At 67.9% G+C, this 21,693-nt stretch carries 21 protein-coding genes and 1 other RNA gene; 14 read left to right on the top strand and 8 right to left on the bottom strand.

What is annotated here, in order from left to right; translation table 11 throughout:
- Positions 1-70 precede the first annotated feature (70 nt).
- Positions 71-1,336: a putative Na+/H+ antiporter gene (locus tag J7U46_RS19645; RefSeq protein WP_282828885.1), complete on the top strand. Its 1,266-nt coding sequence runs from the start codon at positions 71-73 to the stop codon at positions 1,334-1,336.
- Here J7U46_RS19645 and J7U46_RS19640 read toward each other — a convergent pair whose 3' ends face one another.
- Entirely contained in the window at positions 1,337-2,974 is a 1,638-nt protein-coding gene (locus tag J7U46_RS19640) for a response regulator (protein WP_282828884.1), read from the bottom strand.
- 130 nt (positions 2,975-3,104) lie between these two features.
- Here J7U46_RS19640 and J7U46_RS19635 point away from each other — a divergent pair, with 130 nt between their 5' ends.
- On the top strand, positions 3,105-5,387 hold the full coding sequence (locus tag J7U46_RS19635; RefSeq protein WP_282828883.1) for an ATP-binding protein: 2,283 nt from the start codon (positions 3,105-3,107) through the stop codon (positions 5,385-5,387).
- A gap of 12 nt (positions 5,388-5,399) precedes the next feature.
- Here the strand turns inward: J7U46_RS19635 and J7U46_RS19630 are convergent, their stop codons facing one another.
- Positions 5,400-6,365 carry a carbonic anhydrase family protein gene (locus J7U46_RS19630; RefSeq protein WP_282828882.1) on the bottom strand — a complete coding sequence of 322 codons (966 nt, stop codon included), beginning with the start codon at positions 6,363-6,365 and terminating at the stop codon, positions 5,400-5,402.
- A 52-nt stretch (positions 6,366-6,417) separates the two neighbouring features.
- Positions 6,418-7,632: a multidrug effflux MFS transporter gene (locus J7U46_RS19625; protein WP_282828881.1), complete on the bottom strand. Its 1,215-nt coding sequence runs from the start codon at positions 7,630-7,632 to the stop codon at positions 6,418-6,420.
- Positions 7,633-7,742: 110 nt separating this feature from the next.
- Here J7U46_RS19625 and J7U46_RS19620 point away from each other — a divergent pair, with 110 nt between their 5' ends.
- Complete coding sequence (locus tag J7U46_RS19620) at positions 7,743-8,735, top strand: Gfo/Idh/MocA family oxidoreductase (protein ID WP_282828880.1); 993 nt, start codon at positions 7,743-7,745, stop codon at positions 8,733-8,735.
- On the opposite strand, the gene J7U46_RS19615 is transcribed toward J7U46_RS19620, so the two are convergent.
- On the bottom strand, positions 8,732-10,324 hold the full coding sequence (locus tag J7U46_RS19615) for a methyl-accepting chemotaxis protein (RefSeq protein WP_282828879.1): 1,593 nt from the start codon (positions 10,322-10,324) through the stop codon (positions 8,732-8,734). The two genes, J7U46_RS19620 and J7U46_RS19615, sit on opposite strands and share 4 nt — an antisense overlap.
- Positions 10,325-10,605: 281 nt before the next feature.
- An RNA gene (gene rnpB, locus J7U46_RS19610) (RNase P RNA component class A) lies at positions 10,606-10,993 on the bottom strand.
- A gap of 43 nt (positions 10,994-11,036) precedes the next feature.
- Here rnpB and J7U46_RS19605 point away from each other — a divergent pair.
- From J7U46_RS19605 to tatC, 8 genes are all read left to right on the top strand, one after another.
- A complete protein-coding gene (locus tag J7U46_RS19605; protein WP_282828878.1) occupies positions 11,037-11,912 on the top strand; it encodes an ATP-binding protein in 876 nt (291 codons plus the stop codon).
- The gene (locus J7U46_RS19600) at positions 11,905-12,354 is read left to right on the top strand and encodes an NUDIX domain-containing protein (protein ID WP_282828876.1); all 450 of its coding nucleotides are present in this window, start codon (positions 11,905-11,907) and stop codon (positions 12,352-12,354) included. Before J7U46_RS19605 ends, J7U46_RS19600 begins: the two co-directional genes overlap by 8 nt.
- A gap of 13 nt (positions 12,355-12,367) precedes the next feature.
- Positions 12,368-12,757 (top strand): phosphoribosyl-AMP cyclohydrolase, encoded by a 390-nt coding sequence (gene hisI, locus J7U46_RS19595; RefSeq protein ID WP_282828875.1) that lies wholly within the window; start codon positions 12,368-12,370, stop codon positions 12,755-12,757.
- Positions 12,754-13,089, top strand: a complete 336-nt coding sequence (locus tag J7U46_RS19590; protein WP_282828874.1) for a phosphoribosyl-ATP diphosphatase — start codon at positions 12,754-12,756, stop codon at positions 13,087-13,089. The genes hisI and J7U46_RS19590 overlap by 4 nt, the downstream gene beginning before the upstream one ends.
- 12 nt (positions 13,090-13,101) lie before the next feature.
- Entirely contained in the window at positions 13,102-13,449 is a 348-nt protein-coding gene (locus tag J7U46_RS19585; protein ID WP_282828873.1) for a histidine triad nucleotide-binding protein, read from the top strand.
- A gap of 61 nt (positions 13,450-13,510) precedes the next feature.
- Positions 13,511-13,738: a Sec-independent protein translocase subunit TatA gene (tatA, locus tag J7U46_RS19580; protein WP_282828872.1), complete on the top strand. Its 228-nt coding sequence runs from the start codon at positions 13,511-13,513 to the stop codon at positions 13,736-13,738.
- 15 nt (positions 13,739-13,753) lie between these two features.
- The gene (gene tatB / locus J7U46_RS19575) at positions 13,754-14,227 is read left to right on the top strand and encodes a Sec-independent protein translocase protein TatB (RefSeq protein ID WP_282828871.1); all 474 of its coding nucleotides are present in this window, start codon (positions 13,754-13,756) and stop codon (positions 14,225-14,227) included.
- On the top strand, positions 14,224-14,997 hold the full coding sequence (gene tatC, locus J7U46_RS19570; protein WP_282828870.1) for a twin-arginine translocase subunit TatC: 774 nt from the start codon (positions 14,224-14,226) through the stop codon (positions 14,995-14,997). Before tatB ends, tatC begins: the two co-directional genes overlap by 4 nt.
- A 3-nt stretch (positions 14,998-15,000) precedes the next feature.
- Here the strand turns inward: tatC and J7U46_RS19565 are convergent, their stop codons facing one another.
- Positions 15,001-16,176 (bottom strand): trypsin-like peptidase domain-containing protein, encoded by a 1,176-nt coding sequence (locus J7U46_RS19565; RefSeq protein WP_282828868.1) that lies wholly within the window; start codon positions 16,174-16,176, stop codon positions 15,001-15,003.
- Positions 16,177-16,190: 14 nt separating this feature from the next.
- Here J7U46_RS19565 and J7U46_RS19560 point away from each other — a divergent pair, with 14 nt between their 5' ends.
- Both J7U46_RS19560 and pdxA read left to right on the top strand, forming a co-directional pair.
- Positions 16,191-16,934, top strand: a complete 744-nt coding sequence (locus J7U46_RS19560; RefSeq protein ID WP_282828867.1) for a Nif3-like dinuclear metal center hexameric protein — start codon at positions 16,191-16,193, stop codon at positions 16,932-16,934.
- A complete protein-coding gene (pdxA, locus tag J7U46_RS19555; protein ID WP_282828866.1) occupies positions 16,931-17,929 on the top strand; it encodes a 4-hydroxythreonine-4-phosphate dehydrogenase PdxA in 999 nt (332 codons plus the stop codon). Before J7U46_RS19560 ends, pdxA begins: the two co-directional genes overlap by 4 nt.
- Here the strand turns inward: pdxA and J7U46_RS19550 are convergent, their stop codons facing one another.
- Positions 17,930-20,314 carry a DUF1631 family protein gene (locus J7U46_RS19550; protein ID WP_282828865.1) on the bottom strand — a complete coding sequence of 795 codons (2,385 nt, stop codon included), beginning with the start codon at positions 20,312-20,314 and terminating at the stop codon, positions 17,930-17,932.
- 176 nt (positions 20,315-20,490) lie between these two features.
- Entirely contained in the window at positions 20,491-20,931 is a 441-nt protein-coding gene (gene mscL, locus J7U46_RS19545; protein WP_282829155.1) for a large conductance mechanosensitive channel protein MscL, read from the bottom strand.
- 156 nt (positions 20,932-21,087) lie between these two features.
- On the opposite strand from mscL, the gene petA reads away from it, so the two are divergent.
- On the top strand, positions 21,088-21,684 hold the full coding sequence (petA, locus tag J7U46_RS19540) for a ubiquinol-cytochrome c reductase iron-sulfur subunit (RefSeq protein ID WP_282828864.1): 597 nt from the start codon (positions 21,088-21,090) through the stop codon (positions 21,682-21,684).
- Positions 21,685-21,693: the final 9 nt, after the last annotated feature.

The raw sequence follows: 21,693 nt of genomic DNA, 5'->3' as shown, positions 1-21,693 counted from the left end.
TGCAAAGGGCATTGCAAGTGCTGGATGAGCTTACGGAAGGCTTGCGGCGGGCCTCTGCCAGAATCTGCGCATGACAAACGCCACCCCCACCGCCGTGCAAATCCTGGCCGCCGTGCTGTTCGCGCTCGCCTTGGTCCACACCTTCTCGACCAAGATTTTCGAGCACCTGGCCCACACCCGGCCTAGGCATGCCGGCCTATTCCACCTGCTGGGCGAGGTGGAGGTGGTGTTCGGCTTCTGGGCCCTGGTGCTGGTCGTGGGGATGTTCGCGCTGGAGGGCTCGACCGCCGCCACGCACTATGTGGACACGCGCAACTACACCGAGCCTTTGTTCGTCTTCGCCATCATGGTGGTGGCGGCGAGCCGGCCGGTGCTGCAGGTGGCCGGCGATCTGGTGCGCGGCATCGCCCGGGTGCTGCCCGTGCCGGCGGGCGTGGCGCTCTATGTGCTCCTGCTCGGCCTCGTGCCGCTGCTGGGCTCCTTCATCACCGAGCCGGCCGCCATGACGCTGGCAGCCCTGATGCTGCGCGACAGCGTGTTTGCCGGCACCACCTCGGCGCGGCTGCGCTATGCCACGGTGGGCGTGCTCTTCGTCAACATCTCGATTGGCGGCACGCTGACGCCCTTCGCCGCGCCGCCGGTGCTGATGGTGGCCGGTGTCTGGCAATGGGACATGGGCTTCATGCTCAGCAACTTCGGCTGGAAGGCCGCCCTGGCCGTGGCCCTCAATGCGGCGCTGGCGGCCCTGCTGTTCCGCCGTGAGCTGGCCGCCCTGCCGGCCGCCGCCAAAAGCGCGGAGGAGCCCGTGCCGCTGCTCGTCGTGGCCGTGCACCTGCTCTTCCTCGCGGGCGTCGTGGTGTTCGCCCACCATCCGGCCATTTTCATGGGCCTGCTGTTGTTCTTCCTCGGTTTCACCACCGCGTATGCCCGGCACCAGAGCCCCCTGATCCTGAAGGAAGCGCTGCTGGTGGCCTTCTTCCTGGCTGGCCTCGTCGTGCTCGGTGGCCTGCAGCAGTGGTGGCTGCAGCCCTTGCTGCTGCGCATGGATGCAGACGCGGTGTTCTATGGCGCGACGGCCCTCACCGCATTCACCGACAACGCCGCCCTCACCTACCTCGGCTCGCTGGTGCCGGGCCTCTCGCCTGAATTCAAGATCGCCCTCGTGGCCGGCGCGGTGACCGGCGGCGGCCTGACCGTGGTGGCCAATGCGCCCAACCCGGCCGGCGTGGCCATTCTGCGCGGCCGCTTTGAGGACCAGACGATCAACCCGCTCTACCTGCTGCTGGCGGCACTGCCGCCGACGCTGGTGGCGGTACTGGCCTTCCGCCTGCTCTGATCAGACGCGGCGCCCCACGAGGCGCCGCCCGGCGTCGGTATAGCTCTCGTGCAGCAGCTCGATGCGCCGGCCGAGCTGGGCCGCCTCGCTGCCATCGAGCTGGTGGCCGTGGTGCTCCAGCGTGGCGCGGGCCAGGTTGATGATGCGGGCGTTGAGGCTGCGCTCGGCCAGTTCGACCAAGGCCTGCAGCGTGCGGCCATGCTGCTTGGTGACCAGGTGCGACATGGCCTGGCGCGAGGCCTCGTTGATCTGTGCGGCCGTCTCGCGCACCTGCTGCTCCACCGGCGGCAGGGCCGACGCCGCGAGTTCCATCAAGAGCGTGCGGGGCCGGGAGATGCAGAAGCGCTCGGCCGCGCGGCGCACCCAGCCCTCCAGCTCCGGCACCGCGCGGTGCGGCGCGGCCCGCACCAACAACTGCACCAAGTTGCCCGCCATTTCGAACGTGAACTCAGGCTCAGCGAGTTCGGAGGCCAGCCGCGCCAGCCCCGCGAGCGCCGGCTCGTAGCGTCGCCGCGCCAGAACAAAGGCCACCTCGGCGCACAGGCGCAGGCGGCGCACGCGCTGGCTGTCCGGATGGCGGCCGGCGGCTTCGTCGAGGAAGCGGTCGGCGCGCTCGCAGCTCTCCAGCGCCTCGAGGTCCAGGCTGGCGATGGCCAGGGCCACCACACCCTGGTAGTCCAGCGCCCGCGACTGCGCACCCAGCGTCAGCGCCGCATTCAGATGCTGGACCGCACCCTCGGCCCGCCCGAGGAACAGCTCCAGCGAGCCGAGCTTCTGCAAGCGCGTGACATTGCCCGGCGTGATCTGCACCGCCTTGCCAAAGATCTCGACGGCCGCCTCCAGCTTCATCTCCTCCAGCAACGCGCGGCCGTAGACGTCGTAGGCATCGGCATAGCCGGGGTTCTCGACCAGCAAGGTCTCCAGCGTGCGGCAGGCCGTGGCCGAATCGGCCGTGCTCAGCTCGATGCGCGCGAGGCCCAGCCGCGCCCAGGGCACGGCCTTGTGGGCCAGCAGGGTCTCGAACATGCGCTTGGCGGCATCGAGCTGGTTCAGGCGCAGGTAGAGCTCGGAGCCGATGCGAGCGGCATAGAGGCGGAACTTCTGCCCCTCGGCGAACATGGCCTCGCAGCGCTGGGCCGCCTTCTCGTACTCACCGGCCTCGATGGCCTGGAAGACCTCGCGGAAGGCCGTCTTGCGCTCCATCACCAGGCGGAAGCGGTCTTCGAACTGGCCGGCCGTGATCGGTTTGAGCAGGTAGTCGTCCAGCGCGCCCTCAAGGGCATCGGCCACATGCTGGTAGCGCGCCTCGTCGGTCACCATGATGAAGGCCGTCTGCATCGGCAGGCCGCGCGCCTGGCGCAGCTCGTCGAGCAGGTCCTGGCCGGTCATGGCCTCGCTGCCCTGCTGGCGGAAGTGGAAGTCGCTGACGATCAGGTCATAGGGCTGCGGCGCATTGCGGATCAGGCGCCGCGCCTCCTCGGGGCGGCGCGCGCTCTGCACCAGGGGCAGGCCCAGCTGGCGCAGGATGCCAGCCAGCACCGAGCGCGACAGCTCGCCTTCGTCGATGACCAGGGCCCGCAGCCGGCTGACATCGGCAAAAGCCGGTGTCGCGGGCGCGAATAGTTGTTGGTTTGTCACAAACTCCCTTTGCCCGCAGGCCGCGCCAGGGCCTGTTCTGCGTCACGATACTGCCTTGCCTGGCAGCACGCCAGCCCAAGTCCCTGCCGGCAGGCGCCCTGCGCCCCGCTCGCCAGCCCATGAGTCCATCTTGAGTCGAAAAGCCTCCAGCTCGCTGTTCATCGCGATCGCGACCGGCGCCGTCCTCGGCCTGCTCTTGCCGGCCCTGATACTCGGCGGCCTGTGGACCGGCCTGCGCGAGCCTCAGGTCGCCCAGGAAGCGCTGGAGCGTGACCTCGAGGCCAAGCTCGACGTGCTCGCCAGCAGCCTGCCCGAGCTGCTCTGGAATCTCGACCAGGTCGCCGCCCGCGAGGTGGTGGCCGCCGTGATGAAGTCGCCCGAGGTGGTGCGCATCAGCGTGGCCGACAGTTCGCAGGGCCAGCCCTTCATCGACATGCGCGCGGCCGAGCGCAGCCGGGGTCATTCGCTGACCGGCGAGCGCGAGGTGTTCCGCGGCAATGTGCGCATCGGCCACATCCGCATCGAGATCGACGATCACCTGTCCGCCTCAGCCCTGAGCCGCCAGCGCTGGCTGTTCGGCGCCACCGTGGGCCTGCAGCTGGCGATCTCCCTCGCCTTTGTGCTGCTGCTGCTCAATTCGCGGGTGATGACGCCGCTGCGCCGGTTGGGAGGCTTCGCCAACGACCTGGCCCAGGGCCGCTTCTCGGCCGAGCTGCAGGCCGGCCGCAATGACGAGATCGGCCTGCTCGGCCAGCACCTGGGCGACATGCGCAACGCGCTGCAGCAGCAGTTCAATGCCCAGCAGGCCCTGATCGAGCGGCTGCGCGGCATGGCCGAGACCGTGCCCGGCGTGGTCTTCCAGCTGCGCCGCCATGCCGACGGCCGCTACCAGTTCGGCTATGTCAGCGAGGCCGTGCGCGAGTACTTCCACCTCAGCGCCGCCGAGCTCGCTGAAGACGCAACGCAGTGGTTCCAGCAGGTGCACCGGGATGATCGCAGCACCGTGATGAACTCACTGCAAGCCTCGGCCGAGCAACTGGCCCCCTGGCAGCAGGAGTTCCGCACGCACAACCTGGACGGCAGCGAGCGCTGGCTGTTCGGCAACGCCATCGCGCGGGCCGAGGGTGATGGCACGGTGCTGTGGCATGGCTTCCTGACCGACATCTCACGCCAGCGCCGTGACGCACAGGAGCTGGAGGAGCACCGCAACCACCTGGAGGAACTGGTCGAGGCCCGCACCCGCCAGTTGGCCGCTGCCACCGAGGCGGCCGAGGCCGCCAACCTGGCCAAGAGCGCCTTCCTGGCGAACATGAGCCACGAGATCCGCACGCCGATGAACGCCATCATCGGCCTGACCTACCTGGTGCGCCGTGACAGCCGCGAAGCCGAGCAGCAGGTCCGCCTGAAGAAGGTGGCCGACGCGGCGGAGCACCTGCTCTCCATCATCAACAACGTGCTGGACTTCTCCAAGATCGAGGCCGGCAAGTTCGAACTGGAAATCGCCGAGTTCGCTCTGCCCCAGGTGCTGGACAGCGTCACCAGCATGCTGGCCCAGCGCGCCACCGAGAAGCAGCTGGAGGTCAAGGTCGCGCTCGACCCGCACCTGCAGGACCAGCTCCTGCTGGGCGACGCGCAGCGCATCTCAGAAGTGCTGCTCAACTTCGCCGGCAATGCGGTCAAGTTCACCGATGCGGGCTTCGTCGGCATTGCCGTGAAGATCGAGCGTGACCTTGGCACGGCGTTGCAGTTGCTGATCGAGGTGGAAGACAGCGGCATCGGCATCGCCGAAGAGGCCCAGGGCCGGCTGTTCCAGGACTTCGAGCAGGCCGACAGCTCCACCACCCGCCGCTACGGCGGCACGGGCCTCGGTCTCGCCATTTGCCGGCGCCTGGCAGAGCTGATGGGCGGCGAGGTGGGCGTGGACAGCCAGCCCGGCCAGGGCAGCCGTTTCTGGTTCCGCCTGACGCTGGACAAGGCCGTCAATCCGGCCCCGCTGCTCGCGCCGCTGAGCCGCAGCCTGGCCGCCCAGGAGCTCGCCAGCAAGTTCGCCGGCACCCGCATCCTGCTGGCCGAGGACAACCTGGTGAACCAGGAAGTGGCCGTGGCCCTGCTCGGCAGCGCCGGCCTCTCGGTCGACGTGGCCGAGGACGGCGCGCAGGCCGTGGCCATGGCGGCCACCGGCGCCTATGCCCTGGTGCTGATGGACGTGCAGATGCCGCAGATGGACGGCCTGGATGCCACGCGCGCGATCCGCGCCAGCGGCAACCCCATGCCCATCCTGGCCATGACGGCCAACGCCTTCGACGAGGAGCGCCAGCGCTGCCTGGACGCCGGGATGAACGACCACGTGGCCAAGCCCGTGGTGGCCGAGCAGCTGTTCGCCACGCTCAAGCTGTGGCTGAGCCGTCGCTGAGAACAACCGCTCTTACTGGCTTTCCTTGATCAGGCGTCCCGACCCGGCCTGCACCGGTCGCGCATTCATCGGGTAGAGCCGGGCGAACACATTCAGCTGGGCCGCGCTCAGCGCCACCGGCTGGCGCATCACCAGCCACAGCACGCCCTCGCTGCAGGGCGGCGTGGTCAGCGAGCCCATGTAGGTGTAATAGCCACGGTCGGCGGGCAGCAACTGCGTCAGGTCCAGGGGCCCTTGCCCGGCGAGGGCCTCGTGCTTCTCCAGCGGGATGTTGGCCCAGACCGACTGCACGACCGGCTGTTTGGTGTCGTCCGGGCCCTGCTCGAACAGCACGGCCAGCACGGCCAGGCGGCCTTCTGCGTCCTTGTGTACCAGGTGGGCCACCATCTCGAAGCCGCGGCCGTTGATGCGCTCCTCGGCCGGCCGGTGGAAGTGGAACTGCTGCAGCGCATAGCGCTTGCCCATCACCTCCAGGCTGTTGCCGGCGGCCATGTTGACCTGCACCGTGTGGCCGTTGTCCAGCACGGCGAAGCTGCTGGGCTTGTAGTCGAAAGCGATCGGAGCCAGGTCGACCTTGATGCCCTCGCGGATGTCGATGGGGCTCTGGCGGGTGCCGATCGCGCAGGCGCGGAACTCCGGCTTCAGCTCGGCCCAGTGCTCGGGGCCGATATCGCCGGCATAGCCCCAATGGACCTCGGCCTTGGCCTTGGCCTTGGGGTCGGACTTGGCGTCGGGACCGCCGCGCCCCGTCACCTTGGCCGACTCCCCCTTGGGCGTGGTCTTGAGCCGCTCGGCCAGGCGCTCGCGCAGCACGTCCAGCGGCTCCTCGGAGGCTGGGGTCGCAGCGGCAGCCGGCTTCTCTGTCTCGGCCTTGTCGGCCTTCTCCACCGGCTTGGTCTTGGGGCCGGCCGAGAAGGCCGGTGCCAGCGCGAGGCCCAGGGACAGGGCGAACCCCAGGGTCCGCTTTGATTTCGACATGCAGCACTCCTGGCCTCGACGAGGCCTGATGGCCTCTACATCGGCCGTTTGCCTAGCGGTCTTGAGCGACCTCTCGCTTGACCCAGTGCCAAGCGCCAAGACCGATCAGCATCATGCCCGCCGAAGCAAAGGCCAGGCCGACGGTGGAATGCATCACCAGCGGCACCAGCACGCCGGCCACCACACCATTGGCCAGGCTGGCGATGCAGGACTGCAGCGAGCTGGCCATGCCGCGCCGGTCGGGCGCCTGGTCCAGCACCAGCAGGGTCACGACGGGCACCATCAGCGCCCAGCCGAAGGCAAAGGTGCCGATCACCGGCAGAGCCCACCAGGCCTCTGCCTTGAAGGCCAGGTTCAGCGCTATGTTCAGCACCGACACCAGGAACATGATCAGGAAGCCATGGCGGATCTGGCGGCGCGGGCGGATCTTGCCGGCCAGGCGACCGCTGAACCAGGCGCCGCCCATGATGCCGCCGATGGAGAAGCAGAAGAACCAGAAGAACTGCTGCGGCGCGAGGCCCAGGTGCTCCCCAAGGAACACCGGCGCGGCCAGCACGTAGAGGAACATGCCGTTGAACGGGATGCCGCTGGCCAGGGCGAGCAGCATGAAGCGCCGGCTCGTGGTGAGCCGCCAGTAGTTGCGCATCAGCTCGCCGACATGGAAGCGCTGGCGCTGCGTGACGTGCAGGGTCTCAGGCAGGAGCCGCCAGTTCGCCACCACCAGGGCCAGGCCGATCACGACCAGCAGCCAGAAGATCGAATGCCAGTCGGCATGGACGAACAGGAAGCCGCCCACCATGGGCGCAATCGCCGGCGCCACACCAAAGAACAGCGTGACCTGGGACATCACCCGTTGCGCCTCCGAGGGCGGGAACATGTCGCGGATGATGGCGCGCGAGACCACGATGCCGGCGCCTGCCGACATGCCTTGCACCGTGCGCCAGAACACCAGCTGGCCGATGCTGGTGGCGAGCGCACAGCCGAGCGAAGCGATGGTGAACACCACCATGCCCCACAGCACGACCGGGCGCCGCCCGAAGCTGTCGGACAGCGCGCCATGGAAGAGATTCATCACCGCGAAGCCGAACAGGTAGCTCGACAGCGTCTGCTGCATCTGCACCGGCGTGGCGTCGAGCGCCCGCGCAATGCCGGCAAAGGCCGGCAAATAGGTGTCAATGGAGAACGGGCCCACCATGCCCAGGCAGGCCAGCAGGACGGCCAGGGCCCAGCGCGGCGCGCGCCAGAGTTGGCTGGCTTCTGGATTCATGGGGGGGGCGGGAGTCGGTGGACGTGAACGTGGACGTGGACGTAAAGGCGAAGGGCCAGTGTAGCGGCGGCCCCTAAACTTGCGGCCTCTTGGGTTCTCGGAGCGGGCGCATGGCAGAGCAGCGGCTGAACATCGGCGTGATCGGCCTCGGCGTGATGGGCCGCCGCATGCTGACGCGGCTGAACGACCATCCGCGCCTGCGGGTCACGAGGGCCTGGGACGCCGACCCGGTGGCCTGCGCGGCCGCCTGTGCGGTGCAAGCCGGCCTCGAGATCGCCGCCGGCGCAGAAAGCCTGATCGCCACGCCGGGCCTGCACGGGCTCTACATCGCCACGCCGCCGGCCGCCCACATCGCACTGAGCGAACGTGCCTTCGATGCCGGCCTGGCCGTCTTCTGCGAGAAGCCGCTGAGCACCGACTTCACGGACGCGCAGCGCTGCATAGATCGCATCGCCCGCGAAGGCCAGCGGGCCGCCGTGAACTTCGCCCTCGCCTCGTCGCCGGGCCTCACCATGCTGGGCCAGACCTTTGGCCCGGGCGGCGATCAGTCGCTCGGCGCCTTGCAGGCCATAGAGATCGAACTGTCCTTCGCCGCCTGGCCGCGCGCCTGGCAGGCCGGTGCCGGCGCGTGGTTGAGCGAACGCGCCGAGGGCGGTTTCAGCCGCGAGGTGCTGTCGCATTTCATCTTCGTGTTGCAACGCGTGTTGGGGCCGGCCGAACTGCTGCGATGCGAGGTGCAATGGCCCGCTGATGGCCGCCGCGCCGAGACTGCTCTGCAGGCCGAGCTGCGCGTGGCCGGCGTGCCGGTCAGCATCCAAGGCCAGGTGGGCGGCGAGCTGGCCGACTTCAACCGCATGAGCTGGCAAGGCGCGAGCGGCGCCATCGAACTCGGAGACTGGTTCGGCCTGGCCCGTCGCCGCTCGGCCGAAAGCGGCTGGGAGCTGATGGGCGACCCGGCACAGCTGCGCAGCCGCTCGCAGACCGAGCAGCTGGACCAGTGGACCGCCCTGGTCGAGGGCCGGCCCCACAGCCTGCCCGGCTTTGCCGAGGCGCTGGCGGTGCAGCAGACCATCGAGTCCCTGCTGGCCGCCAAGAACGCCTAGGCGCTCCAGCCCGGCCGCCCGGCGGCCGCCATCTTGAACTGAGCGATCACCTGCTGCAGGCTGGCCGCCTGCTGCCGCAGTGATTCGGCGGCGGCCGCGCTCTGCTCCACCAGGGCGGCGTTTTGCTGCGTGCCCTGGTCGATCGAGGCCACAGCCTGGTTGACCTGGCCGATGCCGCTGCTCTGCTCATTGGCCGAGGCATTGATCTCGGCCATCAGGTCGGTCATGCGCCGCACCTGGCTCACCACGTCGCCCATGGTGCTGCCGGCCTCGCCGACCAGTTGGCTGCCCGTCTCGACCTTCTCGACACTGGCATTGATCAGCCCCTTGATCTCGCGCGCGGCCTGGGCCGAGCGTTGCGCCAGAGCCCGCACCTCGCCGGCCACGACGGCAAAACCCCGGCCCTGGTCGCCGGCCCGTGCCGCTTCGACCGCCGCATTCAGTGCCAGGATGTTGGTCTGGAAGGCGATGCCGTCGATCACGCCGATGATGTCGCCAATGCGCCGACTCGCCTCGGTGATCTCGCCCATGGTGCTGACCACGCGGCCCACCACATCGCCACCGCGCCCCGCCACCTCAGCGGCCGCGCCGGCCAGTTGCGTGGCCTGGCGCGAGCTCTCGGCCGTGTGTTGTACGGTCGATGTCATCTGCTGCATGGAGGCCGCCGTCTGCTGCAGCGCACTGGCCTGCTGCTCGGTGCGGCTGGAGAGGTCGTGGTTGCCGCTGGCGATCTGCTGCGAAGCGGTGGCAATGCCATCGGCCGAATCGCGCACCTGGCCGACCATGGCGACCAGGCTCTCGTTCATCTTGCGCAGGGCACCCAGCAATTGGCCGAGCTCGTCATGCCGGTCCACCACGATGTCGGAACTGAGATCGCCACCGGCCACGGCCTCGGCCAGGTGCACGGCACGCATCAGCGGGCGGGTGACCGCATTGCTGAGCATCCAGCCCATCAGCACCGCCGCCCCCACCGCCAGCGCACAAACGCCGAACATGGCCAGGCGGTCGCTGGAATAGTCCTGCAAGGCGGCTTGCACTCGCTGGCCGGCCTGGTCTTGTTCATGACTGATGTACTCGCCCGTGGCCTTGAGAAGGGCGGCCAGCAGCGGCCGGCATTCGGCATTCATCTTGGCCACGGCCTCTTCGCGCTTGCCTTCCAGCGCGAGGCCGACGATGGCCAGGGCGACCGGGCCGTAGCGGCTCTCGACTTGGTCAATCTCGGCCAGCAACTGGCGCTCCTTGGCCCCCACGTCGTTGGCCTTGCCCACCGCCTCCTTGAGCTTGGCCAAGGCGGTTTCCATGTCCTTGTGCGCCTGGGTGACGGCCACGCGCTCGGCCTCGCGGTCCGCCCCTTGGTTCACCAGCACCAGGTTGCGCGCCGCGATGGCCCGCCGCGTGGCTGCGCCCCGGATGTTGGTAGCCAGCCGCTCGCGCAGCCCGACGCCCTCCAGGTATTGCGAAAAACGCTCGTTGGAGCGCCCCAGCGAGCTCAAGGCCATGCCGGAGACCAGCAGGACCACGGCAGCAAGCGCCACAAAGCCCAGCATCAGCTTGGCCTTCACGCGCAGATGACTCAGCGTGTTGAACATGATGACACTCCCTCGCGCCGGCAAAGGCGCGCTGCCCGAAGCGATGTCGGCGCGGTTCGGGCCCGTCCGCGCCGGCTTGTCAGACCCGCTGGCGCGGATCCATGTATCTCGGGAGGTCGTGGGGCGAGCTGCAGGTCGTTGTAAAGCCGCTGCCGCTGACCTGAATGATCAGGACCATAGCGGGCCGGACGAGCCTGGTCCAGCAAGTCCGCGCCATTTGAGCGGCATTCGCACAAAATCAGGTCACTGGACAGAATGTGCCCTGAACTAGGGGGATAAAAGTGTGAAGCAAGCCGATAGGCCGGATTCTGTGCGGGCGCCGGGGCTTGCACCCCGCCACCCGTGACCGCCATTCCTCTGGGCCGGACATCACTGCCCGGCTCGGTGCCACCTACCCGCCAGCTCTGCGAGCCGCATCAACGCTGGCCTACTTGGTGTTGCTGCGCGTAGAGATTGCCCGTTTCACCCGAGGTGGGCTTTGCCCACCTCGGGTGGCTATGACCTTTCGGTCATAGAGCACCTGGTGTGGACCCACCTCGACTCGTCTCTGTTGCTCTGATCCTCGGCTTTCGCCGGGCAGCCGTTAGCTGCTACGCCGCTCTTTGCAGTCCGGACCTTCCTCCAGGGCCGTGTTTCCACGCTTGCCCCAGCGGCGGTCTGGCTTGCTTCACGGCGAACATTATCGCCTGAGGGGGTCACTACACTGGCGGCCATGCCTGACCTCGACTCCCTGATCTCCCGCGCCGAAGGCCTGCTGGCCCGGCTGGAGGCCGTATTGCCGCAGCCGCTGAGTGCGCCCGACTGGGCAGCCTCCAGCGCCTTCCGCTACCGCAAGAGCGGCGCCCATGCCCGGCTGGAGCCGGTGCGCCACGTGGCCCGCATCCGCCTGGCCGACCTCAAGGAGGTCGAGCCGCAAAAGGAGCGCCTGCTGCGCAATACCGCCCAGTTCGTGGCCGGCAAGCCGGCCAACAATGTGCTGCTGACCGGCGCGCGCGGCACCGGCAAGAGCTCGCTGATCAAGGCCTGCCTGAACGAGTTCGCCGACCAGGGCCTGCGCCTGATCGAGGTGGACAAGGCCGACCTCGTCGACCTGCCCGACCTGGTCGAGCTGGTCTCCGGCCGGCCCGAGCGCTTCATCGTCTTCTGTGACGACCTGAGCTTCGACGAAGGCGAGCCCGGCTACAAGATCCTCAAGTCCATGCTGGACGGCTCGGTGGCCGAGGCCGGCGACAACCTGCTGATCTACGCCACCAGCAACCGCCGCCACCTGCTGCCCGAGCAGATGCGCGACAACCTCGGCTACAGGCACACCGAGGACGGCGAGGTCCATCCCGGCGAGGCCGTGGAAGAGAAGATCTCGCTGTCCGAACGCTTCGGCCTGTGGATCAGCTTCTACCCCTTCAGCCAGGACGAATACCTGGCCATTGCCGGCCAATGGCTGCGCTTCTTCGGCCTCGGCGAAGAACAGATCGCTGCACAGCGCCAACCGGCCCTGGTGTGGGCGCTGGAGCGCGGCTCGCGCTCGGGCCGCGTGGCCTACCAATTCGCGCGCGACGTGGCCGGCCGCGGAGGGATCGAGCATGTCTGAGTACGGCGAACGCATTCCGGTCGATGTGGCCGTGGGCGTGCTGGTGGAGCGCGATGCCGAGGGCCAGGAAGGCCGCTTCCTCCTGACCTCGCGCCCGGAAGGCAAGGTCTACGCCGGCTACTGGGAATTCCCGGGCGGCAAGCTCGAGGCCGGCGAGACGGTCGAACAGGCCCTGCGGCGCGAGCTGCACGAGGAGCTGGGCATCACCATTGGCGCGACCCACCCCTGGAAGGTCGAGCTGATGGACTACCCCCATGCCCGCGTGCGCCTGCATTTCTGCAAGGTCTACGAGTGGCAGGGCGAGTTCGAGATGCGCGAGCAGCAGGCCATGGCCTGGCAAACGCTGCCTGTGCAGATGCAGCCGGTGCTGCCAGGGACCATCCCGGTGCTGCAATGGTTCGCTGCGGAAAGAAACCACGCCGGCATCACCCATGTCGGCTGACTACACTCCCGCCATGGATTGGCTGGATCAGATCAAGTGGGACGCCGACGGCCTGGTGCCCGTCATTGCGCAGGAACGTTCGAGCGGCGACGTGATGATGTTCGCCTGGATGAACCGCGAGGCCCTGGCCCGCACGGCCGAGCTCGGCGAGGCGGTCTACTGGAGCCGCTCGCGCCAGAAGCTCTGGCACAAGGGCGAGGAGTCCGGCCACAAGCAGACCGTCCACGAGATGCGGCTGGACTGCGACAACGACGTCGTGCTGCTCAGGATCACCCAGCAGGGCCACGAGCCTGGCATCGCGTGCCACACCGGCCGCCACAGCTGCTTCTTCCAACGCTATGAGAATGGCGATTGGCAGGCCGTGGACCCGGTGCTGAAAGACCCCGAGAGCATCTACAAATGAACGAGCAGCAAGTGCTGGCCCGCGTGGCCGAGGTGATCGAATCGCGCAAGCCGGCGAATGGCGGCGACCCCGCTGCCAGCTATGTGGCCAAGCTGTTCGACAAAGGGCTGGACGCCATCCTGAAAAAGGTCGGCGAAGAAGCCACCGAGCTGGTGATGGCGGCCAAGGACGGCGACGCCCAGAAGCTGACCTACGAGGTGGCCGACCTCTGGTTCCATTCGATGATCGCCCTGGCCCAGTTCGACCTGAAACCAGCCGACGTGCTGGCCGAGCTGGCCCGCCGCGAAGGCCTGTCGGGCCTGCAGGAATTTGCCCAACGCAAGCAAGACTGAAGCAATCCCACCATGTCGCACGACCCCAACTGCATCTTCTGCAAGATCATTGCCGGCCAGATTCCTTCGAAGAAGGCCTACGAGGACGAGCACCTGCTCGCCTTCCACGACATCCATCCCTGGGCGCCGGTCCATGTGCTGATCATCCCGAAGACGCACATCGCCACGCACGCCGAGCTCGGTTCCGAGCATGCCGAGCTGGCTGGCCGCATGCTGGTGCTGGCGCCGCAGTTGATGAAGGAGCTGGGCGTCACGGGCGGTTTCCGCACCGTCATCAACACCGGGCCGGACGGCGGCCAGGAGGTCTATCACCTGCACATGCACGTGATGGGCGGCCCGCGCCCCTGGGCCAAAGGCTAGTTAAAGAGCCCTGTCACAAGGGCCAACTAGAATCACGCATTCCTTTTCTGGAGATATTTCTATGGGTTCTCTCAGCATTTGGCACTGGCTGATCGTGCTGGTCGTCGTCGTGCTGATCTTCGGCACCAAGAAGCTGAAGAATGTTGGCACCGACCTGGGCTCGGCCGTCAAGGGCTTCAAGGACGGCATGAAGGACGGCGCGGCCAGCGACGCCCCGCCCCAGCAAGTCACCGCCAGCAAGACGAGCGACGCCAACACCGTCGACGTCGACGCCAAGACCAAGAGCTAAGGCCCGCGGCACTGCATGCTTGATTTCGGCTTCGACAAACTGGCGCTGATCGGCGCGGTGGCGCTCATCGTCATCGGGCCGGAAAAGCTGCCACGCGTGGCCCGCACCGTGGGCCATCTGCTGGGCAAGGCACAGCGCTACGTGGCCGACGTCAAGGCCGAGGTCAACCGCTCCATCGAGCTCGACGAGCTCAAGAAGATGAAGACCCAGATGGAGACCGCGGCCCGCGACGTGGAGCAGACGGTGCGCCAGGAGGTACAGAGCGCGGGCCAGGTCTTCGAATCGAGCTGGCACGGGCTTGAGGGCGATGGTGCCAGCGACTTGCTGGGCAACAGCATCGCGCCGCCGAGCTACCAGCCGCCGAAGAAGAACTGGCGGCTCAAGCGGGGCAGCACGCCCCAGTGGTACAAGCAGCGCGAAGGCGTGCGCCGCAACGTCCAGTCCGGTGCCGCCCGCGTGGCGCGCTTTCGCCCGCGCATACACAAATGACCACTGACAAAGAAGACGAACTGGCCGGCACCGAGCAGCCCTTCGTCTCCCACCTGATCGAACTGCGTGACCGCCTGCTCAAGGCCATCTACGGCTTGGCCGTGGCCGTGGGCGCCCTGGCGATCTGGCCCGGCGCCAGCGGCCTGATTGACTTCCTCGCCAAGCCCATTCGCGCCCACATGCCGGTGGACGCCAAGCTGATCGCCGTCGGCGTGTTCTCGCCCTTCTTCATCCCGCTGAAGGTGCTCTTGATGGCGGCCATGCTGCTGGCCCTGCCCTGGTTGCTCTACCAGGCCTGGGCCTTCGTGGCGCCTGGCCTCTACAGCCACGAGAAGCGCTTTGCACTGCCGCTGATCTTCTTCGGCAGCCTGCTCGCTTATGGCGGCATTGCCTTCGTGCAGCTCTTCGTGCTGGACCGCATGTTCGCCTTCATCCAGGCGATGACGCCGGCCTCGGTGGCGGCCACGCCCGACATTGCCTCCTATGTGGAAGCCATCCTCGGGCTCTACATCGCCTTCAGCCTCGCCTTCCAGGTGCCCATCGTCGTGGTGCTGCTGGTCAAGGTGGGCCTCGTCACGGTGGAACAGCTGGTGACCTTCCGCAGCTACTTCATCGTCGTGGCCTTCGTGGTCTCGGCCCTGATCACGCCGCCTGACGTGGTGTCGATGCTGGCCCTGGCCATTCCGATGTGCCTGCTCTACGAGCTCGGCATTCTGGCCACCAAGCTCTTCGTCAAGCCCAAGGCGGCCGAGGAAGAAGCCGGGGCCTGAGCCTCACTCCCGGGCCGCCGGGCGCGGCCGCTGCTGCACCAGCAGCTCGATCTGCAAGGCCTTGTCGCCGCGCTGCACCGAGATCAGCGCCTTGGACTTGGGTGCCAGGGCCGCGACGGCGGTCAGCAATTCACCCGGGCTGCGCACCGGCGTGCCGGCCACGCGGGTGACCACGTCGCCCGGCTTGATACCGGCCTTCTCGGCTGGCGCGCTCTGCAGCACGCCGCTGACCAGCACGCCCTCACGCACCTTCAGCTTGAAGGCTTCGATGAACTCCTCGTTGAGCTCGCGGGTCTGCACGCCGATCCAGCCACGCGCCACCTGGCCATCGCGCACCAGAGCCTCCATCACCTGGCGGGCCGTGTTCACCGGAATCGCAAAGCCAATCCCCAGGCTGCCGCCGGACCGGGAATAGATCGCCGTGTTGATGCCCACCAAAGCGCCGTCGGCATCGACCAGAGCGCCGCCCGAGTTGCCCGGATTGATGGCCGCGTCGGTCTGGATGAAGTTCTCGAAAATATTGATACCGAGCTCCTTGCGGCCCATCGCGCTGACGATGCCCGAGGTCACGGTCTGGCCCACGTTGAACGGATTGCCGATGGCCAGCACGCTGTCGCCCACCGCCAGGTCCTCGATCCGGCCCAGCTCGATCACCGGCAGCTCGCGCATCACGACCTTGAGCACGGCGAGATCGGTTTCTGGGTCGGTGCCCACCAGCTCGGCCTTGGCCTGGCGGCCGTCGATCAGGCGCACCTCGATGTCGGACGCGCCCTCGACCACATGGTTGTTGGTGAGCAGATAGCCCTCGGCCGAGACGATCACGCCCGAGCCCAGGCCCACCTGCGGCGAGCGCTGGGCCTCGCCGCGCAGGCCTTCATGGAAGCGCAGCCAGGGGTCCTGCTTGTCGCGTGCCGGCGCCTTGCTGGCCATGATCGTGACCACGGCGGGTGCGGCGCGCCTTGCCGCCAGGCGCAGGCCATGCCCCCCGTCGCCCGCCGAACCCGCTGCTTCACGCGGCGGATTGCTGGTCAGCGTGAGCGGCGCCACCGCTCCGAGGCTCTGGCGCAGCGGCTTGAGTTCGGGGCGGCGCAGCCATTCGGGCTTCAAGGTGGCGACCACGAACAACAAGGCCAAAGCCACCGTCGTGGCCTGGGCGAAAATCAGCCAAAGTCTGCGCACCAAGAGCTCCCACCATGCAACGCACCGAACTCGACCGCTACCTCGGCTCCCTGCTCGAGGTCGGACGCTTCAAGGATTATGGGCCGAACGGTCTGCAGGTCGAGGGCCGCACCGAGGTGCGGCGCCTGGTCTGCGGCGTCACCGCCAGCCTCGCGATGATCGAGGCCGCCATCGCGGCCGGCGCCGATGCGCTGCTCGTGCATCACGGCCTGTTCTGGCGTGGCCAGGACGGCCGCGTCACCGGCTGGATGAAGCAGCGGCTGCAGCGCCTCTTGTCGGCCGAGATCAACCTGTTCGCCTACCACCTGCCGCTGGATGCGCACGCCGAACTGGGCAACAACGCGCAGCTCGGTGGCCGCTTCGGCTGGCAGGCCGACGGCCGCTTCGGCGAGCAGGACCTGGGCTTCGTCGGCCCGCTGGCCGAGCAGTCGCTGACCGATCTGCAGCAGCAGCTGGGCCTGGTGCTGGGCCGCGAACCCACGGTGGCGGCGGGAGACGGCCGCGTGCTCCGCCGCGTCGCCTGGTGCACCGGCGGCGCACAAGGCTATTTCGAGGCGGCCATCGCGGCTGGCGCCGATGTCTACGTGACCGGGGAGATCTCCGAGCCCCAGGCTCATCTGGCCGCCGAGACCGGCGTGGCCTTCGTCGCCGCAGGCCATCACGCCACCGAGCGCTATGGCATCAAGGCGCTCGGTGAGCATCTGACAGCACAGCTCGGGCTGGAGCAGCAGTTCATCGACCTGCCCAATCCAGCATGAGCGCGCCGCTGTTGATCACCATGGGCGATGCCTGCGGCATCGGGCCTGAGATCATCGCCAGGCTGTGGTCGGCACCGCAGCCGCCCGACGATGCCTGCGTGATCGGCGATGTCGGCGTGATGCGCCGGGCGATCCGCCAGCTGGGGCTGAGTCTGCCGCTGGCCCTGCTCGATCACCCCGATGAACCGGCCCCGCCACACTGCCTACCGCTCTGGCAGCCGCCGGACCTGCCCGAGCATCTGGCGGACTGCCCGCAAGGCCAGGTCGACGCGCGCGCCGGTGCAGCAGCGGCCCGCTGCATAGAGGCTGCCGTGCGGGAGGTGCAGGCCGGTAAGGGTCGTGCCATCGTCACCGCGCCCATCCACAAGGAAGCGTTGCATGCGGCCGGCCTGCCCTACCCCGGCCACACCGAGATGCTGCAAGCGCTCGCCGCCCGCCCCGGCGAGCCGCTGCCGCCGGTGCGCATGATGCTGGCCAATGAGGAGCTGCGCACGGTGCTGGTGACCATCCATTTGTCGCTGCGCCGGGCCATCGAGGCGATCAGCCTGGAGGCCGTGCTGGAGACGCTGCGCATCACCGACGCCGCCCTGCGCCGGTTCGGCATCCCTGCACCACGCATCGCCGTCGCCGGATTGAATCCGCATGCAGGCGAAGGCGGCCTCTTCGGTGACGAGGAGATCCGTTTCATCGCGCCGGCCGTGCAGCAGGCTCAGAGCGAAGGCATGACCGCCAGCGGCCCTTTCGCACCCGACACCATCTTCATGCGCGCCCGTCGTGGCGAGTTCGATGCGGTGGTCGCCATGGTCCACGACCACGGCCTGATCCCGGTGAAATACCTGGGCGTGGAGCAAGGCGTCAACGTGACCCTGGGCCTGCCCTTCGTGCGCACCAGCCCGGACCATGGCACGGCCTTTGACATTGCCGGCCAGGGGCTGGCCGATGCGTCGAGCCTGCGGGCTGCTCTGCAGATGGCGCGCCGGCTGAGCGGCGACTGATCAGGCCTTGCTCAGCGCCGCCAGCTGCTTGCGGGCCCGCGCCGTGGCGCGTTCCAGCAGGTAGGCGTTCTCGAAGGCGCGCAAGCGGCCCGATTCACACAGGCGCTTGAGCATGCGGGCGGTCATGGTGACCGTCTGCTGGTGCTTGCTGCCCTCGGTGAAGATGAAGAAGCTGCGGCCGGCGCTGATGTGGGCGAGGCGCACCTTGTGCCAGTCGTCGCCGGTCAGCATGTTGTAGGCGAAGCCCAGCTGCAGATGGTCGATCAGCAGGGCACCGGTGCTGGGATCGGGCTCGTCCTCGACGGCCGGCAGGCCCTCGATGCTGATGTCCACGGCCTGCAGCGGCGCCTCTTCGGCACCGAGTTCGATATCGACCTGGCCACTCCAGTCGACCTTGGTCTCATCCACCAGGCCGATGCGCTGGGCCTCGGCCGTGCTGAGGCGGGCGCCGAGATCGAGGTCCTCGGGCAGTTCCACCGGCGCGCTCGCGGCCGGCAGGTCTTTTTCTTCGGGTGGGGCCACGCCGAACACCTGGTCCAGCTGCTTGGCCAGCAGGTTGTAGTCCAGCGCGGTCAGCGCCGCGACCTTCAGCGATTCGGCATGGGCCGGCAGCAACTGGCCAAAGAAGGGCTTGCGCGCAGCCTCAGGCCACTGGATCAGGTCCAGTCCCTCGTTCAGCGTCTTCATCAGCCCCGGCAGCTCGGCCAGGAAACTCTTGCGCGCTTCACTGCCGGCCTTGGGCTGAACACTCATCACCAGTTGGCGACCGAGCTGGCGCAGGCGCTGGGCGCGCTCGGGCTGCTTGTCGTCGCGCGCGGCCAGCACGATGGCCTGGCTCCAGACTTGCGCCAGGAAGTCGCGCAGGAAGTCGTGCATGGGCACCGGTGCCAGCTGCTGCTGCAGTTGCTGCATGTAGCGCTGCTGCAGGCGCAGGTCGGTCTCCTTGCGGGCGACGAGCAGCGTGGCATCGTTCTGGGCCTGCAGCGACGCCGCCGCCTGCTCGCCAATGAACTGCTCCAGCGCATCGAGCTTGGACTCGTAGACGTCCATGCGATCAAAGTCGCCATTGGCCACGTCCTGCACCAGGTCGCGCACATGGCTCAGGAAGGCCTTGCCGGGGTCTTCGGAAAAATCGTCGAAGGCGCAGGCCAGCGAGGCGATGCGGTTGACGAAGCGCCGCACCGGGTGCTTGCGCGAGGAGAAGAAGCTGTTGTCACCCAAGGCCACGCGCAGCACCGGCAACTGCAGCCGGGCAATCAGGCGCGCCATCTGTGGCGGCACCTTGGGGTCGGAAAGAATCTGGTCGAACAGGCTGCCGACCACGTCGATGACCATGTGGTCGAGGTTGCCGGTCGAGGCCTGACGCAGCTCTTCGCGGTGCTGGACGATCAGGTTGGGCGGCAGGGGCATGCCGCCGCCACCGGCATTCCAATGCCCGTCGCTGTACTCGTCAGCCCAGCTGCTGCTGTAGTCGCCGCCGAGCTTGCCATGGCCGCTGGGCACCTGGGCCAGCCGGCGCAGCAGGTCCATCATCTGGACGTCGACGGTACCGAACCCGCCCATGCCGACGCCACGCCGGCCGCTACCGCCAGGCTGGCCGCCCAGGCCGCCATGCATGCTGTTGCCATAGCCGGTCTGGCCACCGCCGCGCGGGCCTCCCCAGCCACCGCGCCCGGACGGCCCGGCATCCGGAACGTCGAGCGCCCCCTGCTCACTGTTCGGTCCGGCACCGCGGCCCGAATGGCCATGCGGATCGACACCAGCGCGCACCCGCAGGTCTTGCGGGCGCAGGCCGCGGCTGCGGAACAGCTCGGCGATGTCGGCGTAGCAGGCGCGCATCTCTTGCGAAAGCGCCCGCGTCAGCTCGTCTGTCAGCACCTGGCGGACAGCCGCGTCGTCGGTGACAGCATTGACGCCATCGAGCAGGCCCTGCGCGATCACCTCGGGGCGCAGCGGGTTGCGGTCGTTGCCAGACAGGCTGGAAATGTAGGAGTCGACCTCGCGCAGTTCCCACTCGCTCTGGTGGCCGATGGCCATGCCGATGCGGTCCGCCTGGACCATGGATTCGACCTGCTCGTCGCCCATCAGCGACAGCTCGGTCCAGTCTTTCTTCTTGGGAGCCGGCGCCGCTGCCATCTCGGGGCTGCGCGCCGCCGCCAACTGCTTGCGCAGGCTTTGGTAGAAATGCTGGCCGAACACCACCTGTTGCTTGCGGAACAGGAACTGGGCCGCCAGCAGTTCGTCACGGCGCTTGGTCTGGCTGGCCGACAGGGCCGACAGCCCCATGCCCTCGGCACCCCGCTCGGCCGCCTGCTCGGCAGCGGTGCGAATGCGCTGGAGGGCGGCCTCCAGATGAGGGTTGAGTCTGAGGTCGGGCGGGTTCATCAGGGTCCGGCTGGGCCTTGTGGCGTGCAAGCCACGTGCACGCAAGTATCACCCGATTCAAGAGGGCATACAGGTGAACCCAGGGACGCTATGCGCCCGGCGTCGCCAAAAAGCTAACACTCCAGGCAGCGGTAACTTCCGCTTACCGCCGCCGGCCTGGTGGCTCAGCGCATCACTCAGCGCTTCAGCGAATCGCGGATCTCGCGCAGCAGCTGGATGTCTTCCGGCGTAGGTGGCGGTTCGGCCGGGGCAGGCGCCGGTGCACTGTCGCGCTTCAGGCGATTGATCTGCTTGACCATCATGAAGATGATGAAGGCCAGGATGATGAAGTTCAGCAGCACGGTCAGGAAACTGCCATAGGCAAACAGCGGCACGCCAGCCTTGGTGAGGGCGTCAAAGGTCATGGGGCCCTTGAAGTCCGCGGGCGGGGTGGCCAGCATGATGAAGTAGTTGCTGAAGTCCAGGCCGCCGACCACCCGGCCGACCAGGGGCATGATCAGGTGGTTGACCATGGAGTCGACGATCTTGCCGAATGCACCGCCGATGATCACGCCGACCGCCAGGTCGACCACATTGCCCTTGACCGCGAATTCGCGGAATTCCGACATCACGCCCATGCTGCCTCCGAAGTTGGTCCACGGCATTGTGCATGCCACGCCGGCGGGCGAATCGGGCCAAACCAGAGGATTGTGGCCGGCAAGGGGCCGGGGGCTTGACAGCATCCCTTAGAATCCCCGGCTGCCCCAGATCAGAAGTCTCGTTCGAGGACCCTCATGAGTGACCAGCAAGTGGACCAAGGCAAGCGCACCTGGCTCATCGCCACCGGTTGCGCCGGCGCCGTCGGCGGCGTTGCCACCGCCGTACCCTTCGTCAGTACCTTCACGCCTTCCGAGCGCGCCAAAGCCGCCGGTGCTGCCGTGGAAGTCGATATTGGCGACATCAAGCCCGGCGAAAAGAAGACCGTCGAATGGCGCGGCAAGCCGGTGTGGATCGTGCGCCGCACGCCCGAGCAGGTTGCCGCACTGAAGGACAACGTGCCGCAACTGGCCGACCCGGACTCCAAGCGCACAGCCTATCCCACGCCCGACTACGCCAAGAACGACCACCGTTCGATCAAGCCCGAGTACTTCGTGGCCGTGGGCATCTGCTCGCACCTGGGCTGCTCGCCCAGCGACAAGTTCCAGGCCGGCCCGCAGCCCTCGCTGCCGGACGACTGGCACGGCGGCTTCCTGTGCCCCTGCCACGGCTCCACGTTCGACCTGGCCGGCCGTGTGTTCAAGAACAAGCCGGCACCCGACAACCTCGAGGTGCCACCGCACATTTACCTGTCCGACACCAAGCTCTTGATTGGTGAAGACAAAAAAGCCTGAACAGGACAG

The organism is Pelomonas sp. V22, assembly GCF_030014915.1.
In the GTDB taxonomy this organism is placed as follows: Bacteria; Pseudomonadota; Gammaproteobacteria; order Burkholderiales; family Burkholderiaceae_C; genus JAUASW01.
The sequence above is the reverse complement of the archived record's forward strand: the minus strand, read 5'-3'. Positions and strand labels throughout refer to the sequence as shown.